Below are 14,593 nucleotides of genomic sequence, written 5' to 3' on the forward strand. Positions count from 1 at the left end.
AGGGACAACCCGTAATGACACAAACCATTTTCATGGTAGGCGCGCGCGGAGCCGGTAAAACCACGGTGGGCAGCGCACTGGCGCTGGCGCTGGGCTATCAATTCATCGATACCGATCTGTTTATGCAGCAGACCACGCAGATGAGCGTGGCGGAAATGGTCGAACAAGAAGGTTGGCTGGGATTTCGTCGCCGTGAAAGCATTGCTCTGCAAACGGTCACTCAACCGTCAACTGTAGTTGCCACTGGCGGTGGTGCGATCCTGGCGGAAGAGAACCGCCGCTATATGCGTCAGCACGGCAAGGTCATTTACCTGCGTTCACCCGCTGAAGTATTGGCACAGCGGCTGGAAGAGTACCCGCAAGACACACAGCGCCCTACGCTGACCGGCCGTCCGATTGCCGAAGAAATGCTGGAGGTGCTGGCCGCGCGTGAAGCGCTGTATCAGGAGGCCGCGCACTACGTGATGGACGGCACCGATGGTCCGCAACAGGTGGTGGAGCAGATCTTCGCCGCCCTGCAACTGGAAACGGTAAAATAAGACCTCAGTGAGTTTTCTCTTGGGGCACCGTCAATTGCGCTTGACGGCGGCCTCGTTTTTCTCTCGAAAATGAGTTTCGCGCTGAACAAAATACAATCCCGGTGTAGTGCCAAAACGCTGGCGGAAAGCGGCAATGTAGGCGCTGACATTGTCATAACCGCAGTCGCCGGCAATCTGATTGACGGCTTCACCGCGAGATAGCGGCTCCAGCGAACGGATCACCCGGGCTTGCTGACGCCAGCGGGCGAACGTCATGCCGGTTTCGTTGATAAAACGCCGGCTCAGGGTGCGTATGCTCAACCCTGCCCAGGCGGCCCACTCACTCTGTGTTCGGTTATCAGCTGGTTCGTTCAGCAGCGCACGCGCAATTTTCAACAACCGTGCATCCTGCGGTAGCGGCAGTTGCAGCGGTGTATTTTCCTGCATGCGTACCTCATCCCGTAATACCTGTAATAGCCGCCGTTGTTGCGCGTTCAGCCTTTGGCCTGCGAATTGTGCAAGGCGTTCCACCAACGCTTGAATCAACCCAGAGGCGGTGCTGAGGTGTGGTTGTTCCGGTAGCCCGCTACAGTAAGGTTCCGGCAGATACAAACTCCAGCCTGCAACGTTACCGCACGCCAGCGCCTGATGAGCGCAATGGGGTGGCAGCCAGCCGATACTGCCGGCGGTCATTGCCCATTGTTGCTCCTGAGTTTCCAGCGCGATCATGCCGTGGGTTAATAAATAAAGCTGTCCGCTGGTGTGTTGATGCCAGGGTGTTAAGTGTTTTTTCTCATGCCAAAGTCGTGCGCTTTGCAGGATCATCAGGATTGGCCGTTTTGCGGTATATAAAGTCCATGTGCGGTTATTATGCCATTCCCTGTCTGATTTATGCTCTGCTCATCATTCAATTTTTGGAGAAAAATGATGAGCCTGAAAACCCCAACTGCCATTGTGCTCGAGGCCCTGCAGCGGGTCGTCGCGGCACCACAACACCAGCCGCTGCTGATTGCTGAGTTTTTCAGTGAAGATTACCTCCAGCAGGTAGACGGCAACATGCTGGATTATGCCCATTTTATGCAGCATATGGCGTTACTGAAACAACTCACCCGCAGCATGATGCTGGAGATCGTCGCTGTGGCCGGGCAGGGGGATTCGGTACTGACCCACCATCTGGTTCGGGTGGAAAAACGTGACGGAGGCCGTAGCCTGGTTAAGGTGTTGGCCCATTTCACCGTGCGTGACGGCAAGATCTGCGCCTGCGATGAGCTGACGCAACTGCTGGAAGGCGAACACGGCGATCGCGATCTGGGGTCGCGCGTGTCGGTATAAATACCGCTGCTATACTTAACCCTGTGGAATCAAACGGGAGATCAGCATGCGTGAAAATAACCGACCTGGCTATCCGAGAACCGCCCGAGTGGTCGCCGTTGACCGGGGCGATCCAAGCTTGCATATGCACCGTTTTGAGGTGCGTACCGATGACATTGAGCCGAATACGCTACTCAGTGAGCATCCTACCGAGCAGGAAGCGCTCGATGCCAAGCATCGTTACGAAGATCCGGCGCTGGAAGATTAAATTGTATCCCTCTGAAACCGGCGTCAGGCCGGTTTCTTTATTTATTCCGCTTACTGCTTTAATTACCTCACGCGATAACGATAAATTAGCATGACATGCTGATTTATACCCCCGTGGTCGAATAACCAAGTGGTAATAGGCTTATTTTATCCGCGTTCGCCTTTGCATTTAATTTAGCAAAGCATCATCCGCTGCTATTAATGGTCGGGATAAAAAATAAACTGCTTGACGATAAGTTGTACGAGTTTTAGTTTCTAATTATCAAACATGAACTGAGTTCCATATAGTGGAACAAGGCGTGCGATGACAACTCTGGAAAATGCTGCTGCGGTATTAAAGTTATTTTCACAACAGCGAATGATGCACGGCCAGGCTGGTATTTCATTCAATGATGTAGTGAGTCAATTGGCGCTGCCAAAAAGCACCGCCTCGCGTCTGTTACAGACCATGGAAAATGAGGGCATGCTGGAGCGCGATCCTGACAGCAAGCTGTATAAAATCGGTCGTTTGCTGTTATCGGTCTCCAGTCACTATTTATCGACGCCGTTGGTCGACAGCGTGGCGGCCAGTATGGTGCAGCTCAGCCAACAGACTAACTGCACGGGTTATGTTTCGGTGCTGGAGGCGCAGGAAATTATGGTGATGCGCATGTTCCCCGGTCGCCATTTCCTCCAGGTGGTGACGCCGGCGGGCAGTCGCTTACCGGTGGCGGAAACCTCGGTAGGCCGGGCGATACTGGCGCGTGACAGTGATGAGCAGGTGATAGCGCTTTTTGCCGCAGGCTACCGTGCGGCTTCACCCAACGCTCCGCAAACGCTGGAAGCCTTGTTGAGTAAGCTGGCACAGATTCGCCAGCAGGGCTGGTCTCTGGCACGTAACGAGACGCTGCAGGGCATCAGTTCGCTGGCGACATCGGTGACCAACAAACACCGCAATGAGACGGTCGGTCTGTGCTTGTCTTTTCCTACGCAGGTGGAAGAACAGCCATTTTCACCCGGTGTGCTGGAAGCATTAATGACAGTATCCCGGCAATTGGCGGATAAACTTGGTGATGATTATTGGCAAAAGATCAAATAACACACCGCAACAATCTGCCAGTAACTGATAATTAAAGAAAACCAACACCAGGGAATTTCTTAATTATCTATCTTGGGTTTATGGGCAATAAATACTTAACGGCACTCACAGTTCCAATATTCGGAACTGTGAGTGCTGCCTCATGCCGAAATTAACGTTGCCAGACGCCAGGGAAGATTCAGAGAAATTAAAACTATGAAACCAAATAGCAGCATAAATCCTTTGAAAGATATCGGTGCTCTGCTGGTGATGGTGCTGCTGTCCATCGTCGGCGCGATTATCGGCGTGCAGCTGATCACCACGCTGGGCGTGACGCCCAACACGTCGATTATTGGCGCGTTGCTCGCCATGTTGTTGGCACGCATTCCACTGCAAATGTTCCAGCGCTACCGTTCGGTACATACGCAAAACCTGGCGCAAACGGTGATCTCTTCCGCCACCTTTGGCGCTGCCAACTCGCTGCTGATGCCAATTGCCGTGCCTTATGTGATGGGACAACCGCAGCTGATCCTGCCGATGTTTTGCGGGGTGGCGGCCGCGATGTTGCTCGACGCCTACCTGCTGTATCGCATGTTCGACACCAAAATCTTTCCTGCGGCCAATGCCTGGCCACCGGGCGTCGCGGCGGCGGAAGCCATTAAGGCCGGTGACCGGGGCGGTAAACAAGCCTGGCTGCTGGTGGTAGGGGTAGCGGTCGGTGTCGCCGGTTCGATGCTTAAAATCCCGATGGCGGCGTTCGGCACCGCGTTTATCGGCAATATCTGGGCATTGGGCATGTTTGGTGTCGGCCTGTTGTTGCGAGCCTACGCTGAACCCATGGCAGGCTTTGATATCAATGCACATTTCATTCCTCATGGAGTGATGGTGGGGGCTGGGCTGGTGGCGTTGATCCAGGTGGTTCAGGTGATCCGCAGCAAGCGTGCGGATACCGGGGGTTATAGCCAGGCCGACAGCGAAGTGCGCAAAGCGCTGGGATTAGGCGCAGTGGGATATATCGTCATTGCCGCACTGCTGGCGTTGGCCGGTGGGCTGTACAGCGAGATGTCGCTGGGCATGCTGGTGCTGTTTGTGATTTACGCCGCGTTTGCTGCCTTTGTGCATGAACTGATCGTCGGCATCGCCGCGATGCACTCCGGCTGGTTCCCGGCCTTTGCGGTGGCGCTGATTACGTTGATTATCGGCATCCTGATTGGTTTCCCACCGCTGGCGCTGTGCGTGCTGACCGGGTTTACCGCGGCTACTGGCCCGGCGTTTGCCGATATGGGCTTTGATCTGAAAGCCGGTTTCATTCTGCGCGGCTACGGCAAAGATCTGCAACAGGAGCTGTTGGGACGCCGCATTCAGTTATTTGCCGCGCTGATCGCCTTTGTCATCGCTATCCCGGTGGCGTACTTCGCTTATACCAGCTACTTCCTGCAGGATCTGATCCCGCCGGTGGCACGAGTGTACGCCAAAACCATCGAGGCGGGGGCTCAGCCGGGCATTGCCTATAGCCTGCTTTTCTGGGCGGTCCCCGGTGCCGTCGTGCAGTTGATTGGCGGACCCAAGCGTCAGCTCGGCGTGCTGTTGGCCACCGGTCTGTTGATCAACAACGCGTTGGCAGGTTGGGCGGTGATCGTCGGTATCGCACTGCGCATCCTGATTATTCGCCGTTGGGGTGACAAGGGGCGCACGCCGATGGAGATCATGGCGGCCGGTTTTATCGCCGGTGACGCGCTGTACAGCTTTTTCAATTCCATTTTTTCCAGCAAAGGGAAATAACCCATCCGGTTAAATTGTGAGGTCAGCCGATTATGAGTTTGCAACAAACGCTGCAGGCTTTTGAATTAATTGATAATGCTTACGTGAACGGTCAGCAGGTGGTCGATTTGTTCACGTCCTATCCCGGCATTCGCGCCAGCACGCTGCGTGCTAGTGGGCCGAAGGGGGCGACCGACTTCGTGCGCATTGAGATCCCCGGCAGCAATGGTAAAAGTCAGGGTGGGAATGCACCGACTTTGGGTATTATCGGCCGCTTGGGCGGTATTGGTGCGCGACCAACGCGTATTGGCCTGGTGTCCGACGGTGACGGGGCGATAGCCGCAATTGCCAGTGCGCTGAAGCTGGCGGAAATGCAGCGCAAGGGCGATGTGTTGGCGGGCGATGTGATCATCACCACCCACATTTGTCCTGATGCGCCAACCCGTCCGCACGACCCGGTCGACTTTATGGATTCACCGATCGACGACGTGACGATGAACGATAATGAAGTGGTGCCAGAGGCCGAGGCGATTTTGTCCATCGATACCACCAAGGGCAACCGCATCATCAACCACAAAGGCTATGCGTTGTCACCGACGGTGAAAGAAGGTTACATCCTGCGGGTGGCGGAAGATCTGCTGCGGATTATGGAGATGACCAGCGGCCGCCCGGCAGTGACCTTCCCGATCACCACCCAGGACATTACGCCGTACGGCAATGGGGTACACCATTTGAACAGTATTCTGCAGCCCTCCACCGCAACGTCTGCGCCGGTGGTCGGTGTGGCAATCTGCACCGAGTCAGTAGTACCGGGTTGCGGTACCGGCGCCAGCCATGAAGTGGATATTGCACTAACCGTCAAGTTTGCGGTGGAAGTGGCGAAAGAGTTTGGGCGCGGTACCTGTCATTTTTATCAGGCCGATGAATACGCGCAGTTGCTGGCGCTGTACGGCAGCCTGAGTCACCTGCAAAAAAGGAAATAACCGCATGAATGCCTCATTTGCCACGCTGACTATCGGTCAGGCACCGCGCAGCGACATTATGCCGTTGCTGTCTGCCTATCTGCCTGCGGAGCAGGTGAGGCATGTCGGGCTGCTGGACGGGCTGAATGCCAGCCAGATTGATGAGCGTTATACACCGCAGGCCGGAGAGAAGGTGTTGGTTTCACGCCTGCAGGACGGCACACAGGTGAGATTAGCGGCCTCGCGGGTCGAGCTGGGGTTGCAGCAGAAAATCAATGCGCTGGAAGCGGAGGGCTGTGAGGTGATCCTGCTGTTGTGCACTGGGGAGTTTGGCCAGTTGCATGCACAACAGGCGCTGTTATTGGAGCCGGACCGCATTATTCCACCGCTGATTTCTGCCATTGTCAGCCAACATCGGGTCGGCATTGTGGTGCCGGTGGCGGAGCAAATCAGCCAGCAGGCAAGCAAGTGGCAGTTGCTGGCGACGCCACCCTGTTTTGCCGTCGCCAGCCCTTATTTGGCGGATGACGCGGTGCTGGAGTTGGCCGCATGTGAGTTACAGCGGCAGGGGGCGCAGGTGGTGGTACTCGATTGCATTGGTTATCACCGGCAGCATCGTGATTTCCTGCAGGCACGGCTTGAAATACCGGTGCTGTTGTCCAATGCGCTAGTGGCCAAGCTGGCCGCTGAGCTAATTGATTGATTAAAAAGCCAATAAAATCTCATGTGGCGGTCTGTCGGGGGCGGCGTTGCGTTCTTTTGGGCGTGGACCCAGAACGGCAGGCTGAAGGTCAACCGCTCGGCAGCGTTTTACTCTGCGCCACGATCGCATTTCGCGAGAAAAACCAGTGACAGATCAACCGCAATCCCCCAATATGGATTTCCCATAAAGTTGATTACGCGGGTGACAGTTATGCTGAAAGTGAACGAGTATTTTGCTGGAAAAGTGAAGTCTATCGGTTTTGATAGTAGCAGCATCGGTCTTACCAGCGTCGGTGTTATGGAAGAGGGTGAATACACCTTCAGCACTGCCCAGCCGGAAGAAATGACCGTGATTACCGGAGCGTTGAAAGTGTTGCTGCCGGGCTCGCCGGACTGGCAGGTGTTTACGCCAGGGGAGAAATTCTTCGTACCGGCCCACAGTGAGTTCAACCTGCAAGTGGCCGACGCGACCGCCTATCTGTGCCGTTATTTAAGTAAGTAATCATACCCTTCTTACTTGAAGCTGCAGCGTTGTTGGCCGCGTGCGCTCACCCCAGTCACTTACTTGAGTAAGCTCCTGGGGATTCTCACACTTGCCGCCTAGCTGCAACTCCAATTAATTTGGGTATGTTGTTTGTTTTGCAAAAGCTGCGCATGTAGAGCAAAGGCGCAGCAATTTTCAGGTTTAGCGCTGAGTTTCGCCACCCAGAGCTTCGATGGTGTTCTTGATTAACGCCGCCAGCTCGCTGGTCATCAGGATAAAGTCGGCGTCAAAACGCTGGGCGAAGTCGTCACGATCGATATCGTCGTTCTGCTCGCGCAGCGTATCGGCGAACTTCAAACGCTTCAGCGAGCCGTCGTCTGCCAGCACCAATTGAATGCGCTCCTGCCAGTCCACAGCCAGCTTGGTCACCAGCTTGCCGGCTTCGATATGTACCGCAATCTCATCGCTGATCAGGTTCTGTTTCTTGCAACGGATCACGCCGCCGTCTTCCAGAATCGCTTTCAGCTCCGCTTCGTCCTGAATGATAAAGCCGGCAGGCAGTTCGCCGGAACGCACCCACTCGGTCAGCGTCAGTTCGATCGGGCTTTCCATGGTCAAGGGCACTACCGGCAGTGAACCCAGACTTTTGCGCAGCAGCGCCAGAGTGTCTTCCGCGCGTTTGGCGCTGGCGGCATCAACCATAATCAGGTCGTTAACCGTGTCGATCCACATAAAAGTCTGATTAAAGCGGCTGAAGGCGCGTGGCAACAGGCTGTGCAGCACTTCGTCTTTTAGCGCGTCTTTCTCGGTTTTCTTCAGCTTGCGGTGCTGTTCACCCTCCAGGCGTTCAATCTTGGCCTGCAACTCTTGTTTGATGACCGGCGACGGCAGGATCTTTTCTTCCTTGCGCGCGCAAATAACGATCTGGCCGTTAACCGCGTGTGTCAGTGACTCGCTGTGGGAACCCATTGGAGAAACCCAGCCGGTTTTCGCCATGTCCTGGCTGCCGCACGGGGTGAAAGCAAAAGCGCTGAGTTGTTTTTCCATTTCATCCGCGTTTAACGCCACTTCGCGGCTCAAACGGTAAACCATCAAATTCTTAAACCACAGCATAATGTTATCCCTGGCTGGGCGTGCATCTGGCACGCTTATTCATCAAAAGCAGGGCGGCATAATAACGAATCAGGGGCGAAAAATCGCCTCATTCCCTCCGAATTGCGTCAGCGGCCGCGTTTGAGCGGCGTGCCCGTTGCAGTGCCAACGCCAGTTGCCGCTGGCTGAAAGGCTTGCGCAGCAGTTCCACATTGGGCAGCGTGTCTTCGTGGTGGCGACGTATATCCTGGCCGCTGATCAGCAGCGCGGTAAGGCGCGGATTAATCTCTCGGGCCAGCCCAATCACCTGCACGCCGTCCAGTTCGCCCGGCAGCATTAGGTCACTTATCAGCACCCCAATATCTGGCGTCAGGCGCAGTAGTGCCAATGCCTCATTGCTGTCTGCGCAGTCCAGCGTCAGGTAGCCGAGCTGGTGCAGGTGTTCGCACAGCGTATGACGCACGTCGTTTTCATCTTCCAGCACCAACACCAGGCTGTCGGTGCCGTCGCTTTCTTCGAGTTGTGGGGGCTCTGCTTGTGCGATTGCCTGTGCCGGGGCGCGCGGCAACTGCAGACGCACCAGAGTGCCTTCGCCCGGTGCGGTTTCAATCTGCACCCGGCCGCCTGACTGGCGAACAAAGCCGTAGACCATCGACAGCCCCAACCCGCTGCCGCTGCCCACCGCCTTGGTGGTGAAGAAAGGTTCGAACACCTGCGCTTTCACTTCCTCCGACATGCCGCAGCCGGTGTCGATTACCTCCAGCGCCACCATGTCCTGTTTTTTGCCACCGCTGCGCACCACGCGTTGGTTGTAGATGCGGATCCTAACCACGCCGCTGCGGCCTTCCATGGCATCCCGGGCGTTGACCACCAGATTGATCAGCGCGTTTTCCAACTGATTGGCATCGACCCACGCCGGCCAGCCGGGCCGCTGAGTCTCAATGCTTAGCGACAACGTCGTGGGCAGTGAATGACGCAGCAACTCCTGCAAGTTTTCTACCAGCGTCTGTAGCGTGATGGCCTGCGGATGCAACGCCTGTTTACGCGAAAATGCCAGCAACCGCTGGGTAAGCTGTGCACCGCGTTCGGCGGCCTTCAGCGCCCGGGCAATGCGCTGTTCGGTTTGGGCGTCCTGGGTCTGTTGGGTAGTCAGTTCCAGGCTGCCGATAATCACCGCCAGCAGGTTGTTAAAATCATGCGCCAGGCCGCCGGTGAGTTGACCGACCGCCTTCATTTTCTGGCTGTGCAGCAGAGCTTCTTCCAGCGCTTTACGCTCTGTGCGCTCCAGCACCACGTTAACTACGCCGCGATTGGGCACCGGGCTGAAGCGCAGTTCGACGGTGCGGCCGTCGCTCAGGCGCAGTTCCTGCGGCTGCGGCAGTTCACTGGACAGGTTGGCCAGCACCGCTTCCCAGCGCTGACCCACCGGGGGCGTCACGTGTTGCAGTAATTCGCGGTAGTGTTGGCCACGGTGCAACTGGTGTTCATTTAGCCCCAGCAGCAGCGGATATTGCGGGTTCCATACCACCAGTTGACCGTCGTTATCAAACAGTGCAAAGCCGTCGCGCATCGCCAGAAAGGTGGTTTCCAGTTGAGTGCTTTTCTCTTTCAACAGGCGAGAGGTTTGTTCCAGCGAGGCGGTGTTGCGCGCAAAGACGTTGAATGCCCGCGCCAACTCGCCCAGTTCGTCACGGCGTTGCAATGCCGGTACGCTGACCTCACGCTCACCCCGTGCCAATCGCGTCATGGCACCGGCGATTGCCGTCAGGTTCGATCCGAGATTGCGGTAGATATACCACCCGGCGAAACCGGTAATCACCAGTGCCAGCAGGGCGAACAGGCCGATAAACCAGCTGATGGAGCTGAGTTCACGATGGGTCTGATGGGTGCGCAGTTCCGATTCGTCCGCCACCTTCTGCACGTAGAGATTAATGTCGTCATTGAGCATCGCCACCAAGGCTTTGATATGGTAGGTGTAATAGGCCAGTGCCAGATCGCTTTGCTCCAGCTCCAGCGTTTCGGGCAGCAGGCGTTGCTCGCTGTCGCGAAACTGGCGTATTTTCTCGTCGAGCAGTGCATCCGGGCTGTGTTGTGGCCAGTAGGCCATCACGCTGTCGAGTTGCTGGGCGGCGGCCTTGGGCGTCGGGGTTTGAATAGCGATTGCCAGCAGCCGGTCGATCTGGCTCAGCAGCGGCTGCGAGGGCGGGCTCAGATTATTACGCTGATTGAGACTGGCGATATGCCGCAGCGTGCTCTGCGCCTGATACAGCCCACTGAGCAGGATATTGCGTTGCAGATGCCGGGCGTGACCGAGATCCAGCATGCGGGTCACGCTGGTTTCCAACGCGTTGCTGCGGCTAATGATGCGTTGAACCAGCTCCGGCTCGCTATGTGCCAGCGGAGCGGCCGCCAGTCGGCCCAGAGAGGCCTGCAGCGCCAACTGGGTTTGCTTGAGCCGGGCTGACTCGCTCTGATACTCCAGCGCGCCTACCACCTGCGATAGCCGAATGGCAGCGGTCGCCACATTCGAGGTATCCCGGCTCAGCGCCATGCTGCCGTTCATCTCATTTAGTGTTTGCGCCTGAACTTGTTCCTGCAGCTTGCCCGCATGGTTAAAACCGACGATCGCCACACCGCTGACCATCAGCGTCACCGCCACCACCAACAGGTTGAACATCAGCAGGCGCCCACGTGCACCGGCAAGGAAAGGCAGTCTGCGCATTGGATCCCCCGTAACTGATTGTCCGCATTATAAATCCCCGTCCCATTAACAATATGACAAAGATGAACGGCCGCTGACATTTTGCATTTATTTATGCGTGGTTTACTGCACTCAGTCCGAACCGCAACCCGAGGGATGACGATGAGCGCGACCCCGATCCTGGAAATGCACAACATCGCCAAGAGTTTTGGTCAGTTTTACGCGCTGAAGGGCGTCAACCTGACGGTTTATAGCGGTGAGATCCACGCGCTGATGGGTGAAAACGGCGCGGGTAAAAGCACCTTAATGAAAATATTGGCCGGCGCTTATATCGCCAGCAGCGGGGAAATTTTTATCGATGGGCAGCCGTTTGCCATTAAAGGGCCAAAAGATGCCCTGGCGGCGGGTATCACGCTGATTTACCAGGAAATGAATCTGGCACCGAATCTGACGGTGGCGGAGAACATTTTTCTGGGCAGCGAGATCCAGCGCGGCGGCTTGGTGAAACGCCAGCAGATGTTGCTGGAAGCCCAGAAGGTCATCGATCGTTTGGGCGCGCAGTTCAGCGCCGGCGATCGGGTGATGAAATTAACCATCGCCGAACAGCAGCAGGTGGAAATCGCCCGGGCGCTGCACCGCAATAGCCGCATTCTGGTGATGGACGAACCGACGGCGGCGCTTTCTTCGCGTGAGACGCATCGGCTGTTTGAGTTGATCAAGCGTCTGCGTGATGAGGGGATGGCGATAATTTACATCAGCCACCGCATGGCGGAAGTCTACGAGCTGTCGGATCGCGTTAGCGTGCTGCGCGACGGCCAGTACGTCGGCAGCCTGATGCGCGACAAACTGTCTGCCGGCGAATTGGTGCGCATGATGGTGGGTCGCCCACTGAGCGATTTGTTCAACAAGGAACAGGGTATTGCGGTGGGGGAGCCGCGCCTGACGCTGCATGGCCTGACCGATGGCAAGAAAGTAAAACCGGTCAGCCTGCAGGTGCGTGCTGGAGAGATCGTCGGCCTCGCCGGGCTGGTGGGTGCCGGCCGTTCCGAACTGGCGCAGCTGATTTTCGGCGTGCGCAAGTCCAGCGGCGGTACGGTAGAAATTGACGGTAAGCCAGTCAATATCCATTCACCGCGTGATGCCATTGCGCTGGGCATTGGTTTTCTCACCGAAAACCGCAAAGAGCAGGGCCTGTTTCTCGATCTGGCAGCGCATGAAAATATCGTTATGGCGACGCTGGAGCGCGACGGACGTTATGGCCTGCTTAATCGGCGCAAGGCGCAGCGCATTTCCAGCGACGCCATCGGCCTGCTGAACATCCGCGTGCCGCACGCTCAGGTGCGGGCCGGTGGGCTGTCCGGCGGCAACCAACAGAAGCTGCTGATTTCACGTTGGGTGGCGATCGGCCCACGCATTCTGATCCTCGATGAGCCGACACGCGGCGTTGACGTCGGCGCCAAAAGCGAAATTTACCGCATTATGAGCCAGATGGCGCAGCAGGGAGTGGCGATCCTGATGATCTCCAGTGAACTGCCCGAGGTGGTTGGCATGAGTGACCGGGTTTATGTGATGCACGAAGGCAGTATTGCCGGGGAACTGAGCGGCGGAGAGATCAGCCAGGAGAGCATCATGACGCTGGCCACCGGCGTCGAACCCGTCCTGGAGGCGGCTAGCCATGAATAATTCTATCCCTACGCTCAAGGAGCCTGTCATGACTTCGAACCCGCTGCCACCCGCCGCAAAAAATCCCACGCTGAAACGGGCGTTATTGGGCGATATGATGCAAACCGTCGGCATCTTGCCGATATTGATCCTGATCGTCGCCGTTTTCGGTTTTGTCGCACCCAATTTCTTTACCGACGCCAACCTGCTGAATATTGCCCGGCAGGCGTCGATTAATATTGTGCTGGCGGCGGGGATGACCTTCATCATCCTGACCGGCGGTATCGATCTTTCTGTCGGCTCGATGCTGGGCACCACGGCGGTGGTGGCGATGGCGGTTTCACTGATGCCGGGCCTGTCCGGGCTGTCGATCCCGCTGGCGCTGCTGGCCGGTTTGGGCATGGGGCTGTTTAACGGTTTTCTGGTGGCCTACGCCGGTTTGCCACCCTTTATTGTCACGCTGGGTACCTATACCGCACTGCGCGGCGCGGCTTATCTGTTGGCCGACGGTACGACTATCATCAATTCCGATATCAGTTTCGAATGGATCGGCAATTCGTATCTGGGGCCGATCCCTTGGCTGGTGATTATCGCTTTTGCCGTAATTGCACTGTGCTGGTTCATTCTGCGCCGCACTACGCTGGGAGTTCATATTTACGCCGTGGGCGGCAACATGCAGGCGGCACGCCTGACCGGGATCAAAGTTGGCGCGGTGCTGCTGTTCGTCTATGGCATGAGCGGTTTGCTGTCAGGGCTGGGGGGAATAATGAGTGCCTCACGGTTGTACAGCGCCAACGGCAACCTCGGCATGGGCTATGAGCTGGATGCGATTGCTGCTGTGATCCTCGGCGGCACCAGCTTTGTCGGCGGCATTGGCACCATTACCGGCACGCTGGTGGGGGCGTTGATTATCGCCACCCTGAACAACGGCATGACCCTGATGGGCGTTTCTTATTTCTGGCAGTTGGTGATCAAAGGGGCGGTGATCATCATAGCTGTGCTTATCGACAAGTACCGCACCCGCAATTACCAGCACTAACTTACTCGTCGTGCGGTGTGAGTGATAAAGAAAGGTTGGTGCCCACTGGGGCAGGTTTTTCGTAGATCGGAAAATAATGAGGAAAACACTATGCGTTTCAAGCCATTGATTACCGCTTTGCTGGTTACTGCCGCGCTCGGCAGTGCCTCGTTGGTGCAGGCAAAAGAGTTAAAATCGATTGGGGTGACGGTGGGCGATTTGGCCAACCCGTTCTTTGTCCAGATCACCAAGGGTGCAGAAATGAAGGCGCGCGAGTTGGCCGGAGATAAGGTCAACGTGACGCTGGTGTCGAGCGGTTACGATCTCGGCCAGCAGGTGGCGCAGATCGACAACTTTATCGCTGCCAAGGTCGATATGATCATCCTGAACGCCGCAGATTCCAAGGGGATCGGCCCGGCGGTAAAACGCGCCAAGGATGCCGGTATCGTGGTGGTGGCGGTTGACGTGGCGGCCGAAGGCGCCGATGCCACCATCACCTCGGATAACACCCAGGCCGGTGCCATGGCCTGTAAATACATCAGCGATCGCCTGAAAGAGAAGGGCAACGTGGTGATCATCAACGGGCCACCGGTGTCCGCCGTGCAAAACCGGGTCGAAGGCTGCATGACCGAACTGAAGAAACACCCGGAGATCAAGCTGCTGTCCTATAACCAAAACGCCAAGGGCAGCCGTGAAGGTGGGCTGGAGGTCATGACTGCGCTGTTGGCGGCTAATCCGAAGATCGACGGCGTATTTGCAATTAACGATCCTACGGCGATCGGCGCCGATCTGGCTGCCAAACAGGCACAGCGCAGCGAGTTCTTTATCGTTGGCGTGGATGGATCGCCGGACGGGGAAGAGGCGCTCAAGCGTGGCGGAAAATCGCTGTTTGTCGCGACGCCGGCACAGGATCCTCAGGTGATGGCGGCCAAGGCGGTCGAGATCGGTTACGACATTCTGCAGGGTAAACCTGCGCCAACCGCTCCGGTGTTGATCCCGGTAACCATGATCGATAAAAACAATATCGGCAGCTACAAAGGCTGGACGGTGAAATAACC

The 14,593-nt window shown here is 56.6% G+C and carries 14 protein-coding genes; 11 read left to right on the forward strand and 3 right to left on the reverse strand.

All coding sequences use genetic code 11. The annotated features are described in order from the left end of the window. Nucleotides 1-14: 14 nt before the first annotated feature. Entirely contained in the window at nt 15-539 is a 525-nt protein-coding gene (gene aroL, locus ACUTSU_RS04030) for a shikimate kinase AroL (protein ID WP_445649665.1), read from the forward strand. Nucleotides 540-569: 30 nt separating this feature from the next. Here the strand turns inward: aroL and ACUTSU_RS04035 are convergent, their stop codons facing one another. Then, complete coding sequence (locus ACUTSU_RS04035) at nt 570-1,343, reverse strand: helix-turn-helix domain-containing protein (protein WP_445649666.1); 774 nt, start codon at nt 1,341-1,343, stop codon at nt 570-572. Nucleotides 1,344-1,445: 102 nt separating this feature from the next. Here ACUTSU_RS04035 and ACUTSU_RS04040 point away from each other — a divergent pair, with 102 nt between their 5' ends. The 7 genes from ACUTSU_RS04040 (at nt 1,446) to ppnP (ending at nt 7,080) form a co-directional block, all read left to right on the forward strand. Continuing rightward, nucleotides 1,446-1,850, forward strand: a complete 405-nt coding sequence (locus ACUTSU_RS04040; protein WP_445650234.1) for a nuclear transport factor 2 family protein — start codon at nt 1,446-1,448, stop codon at nt 1,848-1,850. 46 nt (nt 1,851-1,896) lie between these two features. Beyond that, the gene (locus ACUTSU_RS04045; protein WP_026142228.1) at nt 1,897-2,097 is read left to right on the forward strand and encodes a YaiA family protein; all 201 of its coding nucleotides are present in this window, start codon (nt 1,897-1,899) and stop codon (nt 2,095-2,097) included. A gap of 303 nt (nt 2,098-2,400) precedes the next feature. Beyond that, nucleotides 2,401-3,174, forward strand: a complete 774-nt coding sequence (locus ACUTSU_RS04050) for an IclR family transcriptional regulator (RefSeq protein ID WP_445649667.1) — start codon at nt 2,401-2,403, stop codon at nt 3,172-3,174. 195 nt (nt 3,175-3,369) lie between these two features. Continuing rightward, on the forward strand, nt 3,370-4,935 hold the full coding sequence (locus ACUTSU_RS04055) for an OPT/YSL family transporter (protein ID WP_445649668.1): 1,566 nt from the start codon (nt 3,370-3,372) through the stop codon (nt 4,933-4,935). Between the two features lie 32 nt (nt 4,936-4,967). After that, a complete protein-coding gene (locus tag ACUTSU_RS04060) occupies nt 4,968-5,897 on the forward strand; it encodes a DUF1177 domain-containing protein (RefSeq protein WP_445649669.1) in 930 nt (309 codons plus the stop codon). Between the two features lie 4 nt (nt 5,898-5,901). Then, nucleotides 5,902-6,579 carry an AroM family protein gene (locus tag ACUTSU_RS04065; protein ID WP_445649670.1) on the forward strand — a complete coding sequence of 226 codons (678 nt, stop codon included), beginning with the start codon at nt 5,902-5,904 and terminating at the stop codon, nt 6,577-6,579. A 210-nt stretch (nt 6,580-6,789) separates the two neighbouring features. After that, nucleotides 6,790-7,080: a pyrimidine/purine nucleoside phosphorylase gene (ppnP, locus tag ACUTSU_RS04070; RefSeq protein WP_037426875.1), complete on the forward strand. Its 291-nt coding sequence runs from the start codon at nt 6,790-6,792 to the stop codon at nt 7,078-7,080. Between the two features lie 183 nt (nt 7,081-7,263). Here ppnP and rdgC read toward each other — a convergent pair whose 3' ends face one another. Both rdgC and ACUTSU_RS04080 read right to left on the reverse strand, forming a co-directional pair. Then, complete coding sequence (gene rdgC, locus ACUTSU_RS04075; protein WP_445649671.1) at nt 7,264-8,175, reverse strand: recombination-associated protein RdgC; 912 nt, start codon at nt 8,173-8,175, stop codon at nt 7,264-7,266. Nucleotides 8,176-8,263: 88 nt separating this feature from the next. Then, nucleotides 8,264-10,876, reverse strand: coding sequence for an ATP-binding protein (locus tag ACUTSU_RS04080; protein ID WP_445649672.1), 2,613 nt, complete (start codon nt 10,874-10,876; stop codon nt 8,264-8,266). Between the two features lie 141 nt (nt 10,877-11,017). Here ACUTSU_RS04080 and ACUTSU_RS04085 point away from each other — a divergent pair, with 141 nt between their 5' ends. The 3 genes from ACUTSU_RS04085 to ACUTSU_RS04095 all read left to right on the forward strand — a co-directional run bounded on the left by ACUTSU_RS04085 (nt 11,018) and on the right by ACUTSU_RS04095 (nt 14,591). Beyond that, entirely contained in the window at nt 11,018-12,538 is a 1,521-nt protein-coding gene (locus tag ACUTSU_RS04085) for a sugar ABC transporter ATP-binding protein (protein ID WP_445649673.1), read from the forward strand. 28 nt (nt 12,539-12,566) lie between these two features. Beyond that, nucleotides 12,567-13,556, forward strand: a complete 990-nt coding sequence (locus tag ACUTSU_RS04090) for an ABC transporter permease subunit (protein WP_174353344.1) — start codon at nt 12,567-12,569, stop codon at nt 13,554-13,556. 90 nt (nt 13,557-13,646) lie between these two features. Then, a complete protein-coding gene (locus ACUTSU_RS04095) occupies nt 13,647-14,591 on the forward strand; it encodes an ABC transporter substrate-binding protein (protein WP_135315348.1) in 945 nt (314 codons plus the stop codon). Nucleotides 14,592-14,593 lie beyond the last annotated feature (2 nt).

The organism is Serratia sp. NA_13 (assembly GCF_052691735.1).

Excerpts from the sequence above, each read along its gene's own strand:
- ACUTSU_RS04060 (WP_445649669.1), top strand. The coding sequence starts at position 4,968 with ATGAGTTTGCAACAAACGCTGCAGGCTTTTGAATTAATTGATAATGCT.
- ACUTSU_RS04050 (WP_445649667.1), top strand. The coding sequence starts at position 2,401 with ATGACAACTCTGGAAAATGCTGCTGCGGTATTAAAGTTATTTTCACAA.
- ACUTSU_RS04095 (WP_135315348.1), top strand. The coding sequence starts at position 13,647 with ATGCGTTTCAAGCCATTGATTACCGCTTTGCTGGTTACTGCCGCGCTC.
- ppnP (WP_037426875.1), top strand. The coding sequence starts at position 6,790 with ATGCTGAAAGTGAACGAGTATTTTGCTGGAAAAGTGAAGTCTATCGGT.
- ACUTSU_RS04055 (WP_445649668.1), top strand. The coding sequence starts at position 3,370 with ATGAAACCAAATAGCAGCATAAATCCTTTGAAAGATATCGGTGCTCTG.
- ACUTSU_RS04040 (WP_445650234.1), top strand. The coding sequence starts at position 1,446 with ATGAGCCTGAAAACCCCAACTGCCATTGTGCTCGAGGCCCTGCAGCGG.
- ACUTSU_RS04080 (WP_445649672.1), bottom strand. The coding sequence starts at position 10,876 with ATGCGCAGACTGCCTTTCCTTGCCGGTGCACGTGGGCGCCTGCTGATG.
- ACUTSU_RS04090 (WP_174353344.1), top strand. The coding sequence starts at position 12,567 with ATGACTTCGAACCCGCTGCCACCCGCCGCAAAAAATCCCACGCTGAAA.
- rdgC (WP_445649671.1), bottom strand. The coding sequence starts at position 8,175 with ATGCTGTGGTTTAAGAATTTGATGGTTTACCGTTTGAGCCGCGAAGTG.
- aroL (WP_445649665.1), top strand. The coding sequence starts at position 15 with ATGACACAAACCATTTTCATGGTAGGCGCGCGCGGAGCCGGTAAAACC.
- ACUTSU_RS04085 (WP_445649673.1), top strand. The coding sequence starts at position 11,018 with ATGAGCGCGACCCCGATCCTGGAAATGCACAACATCGCCAAGAGTTTT.
- ACUTSU_RS04045 (WP_026142228.1), top strand. The coding sequence starts at position 1,897 with ATGCGTGAAAATAACCGACCTGGCTATCCGAGAACCGCCCGAGTGGTC.
- ACUTSU_RS04035 (WP_445649666.1), bottom strand. The coding sequence starts at position 1,343 with ATGATCCTGCAAAGCGCACGACTTTGGCATGAGAAAAAACACTTAACA.
- ACUTSU_RS04065 (WP_445649670.1), top strand. The coding sequence starts at position 5,902 with ATGAATGCCTCATTTGCCACGCTGACTATCGGTCAGGCACCGCGCAGC.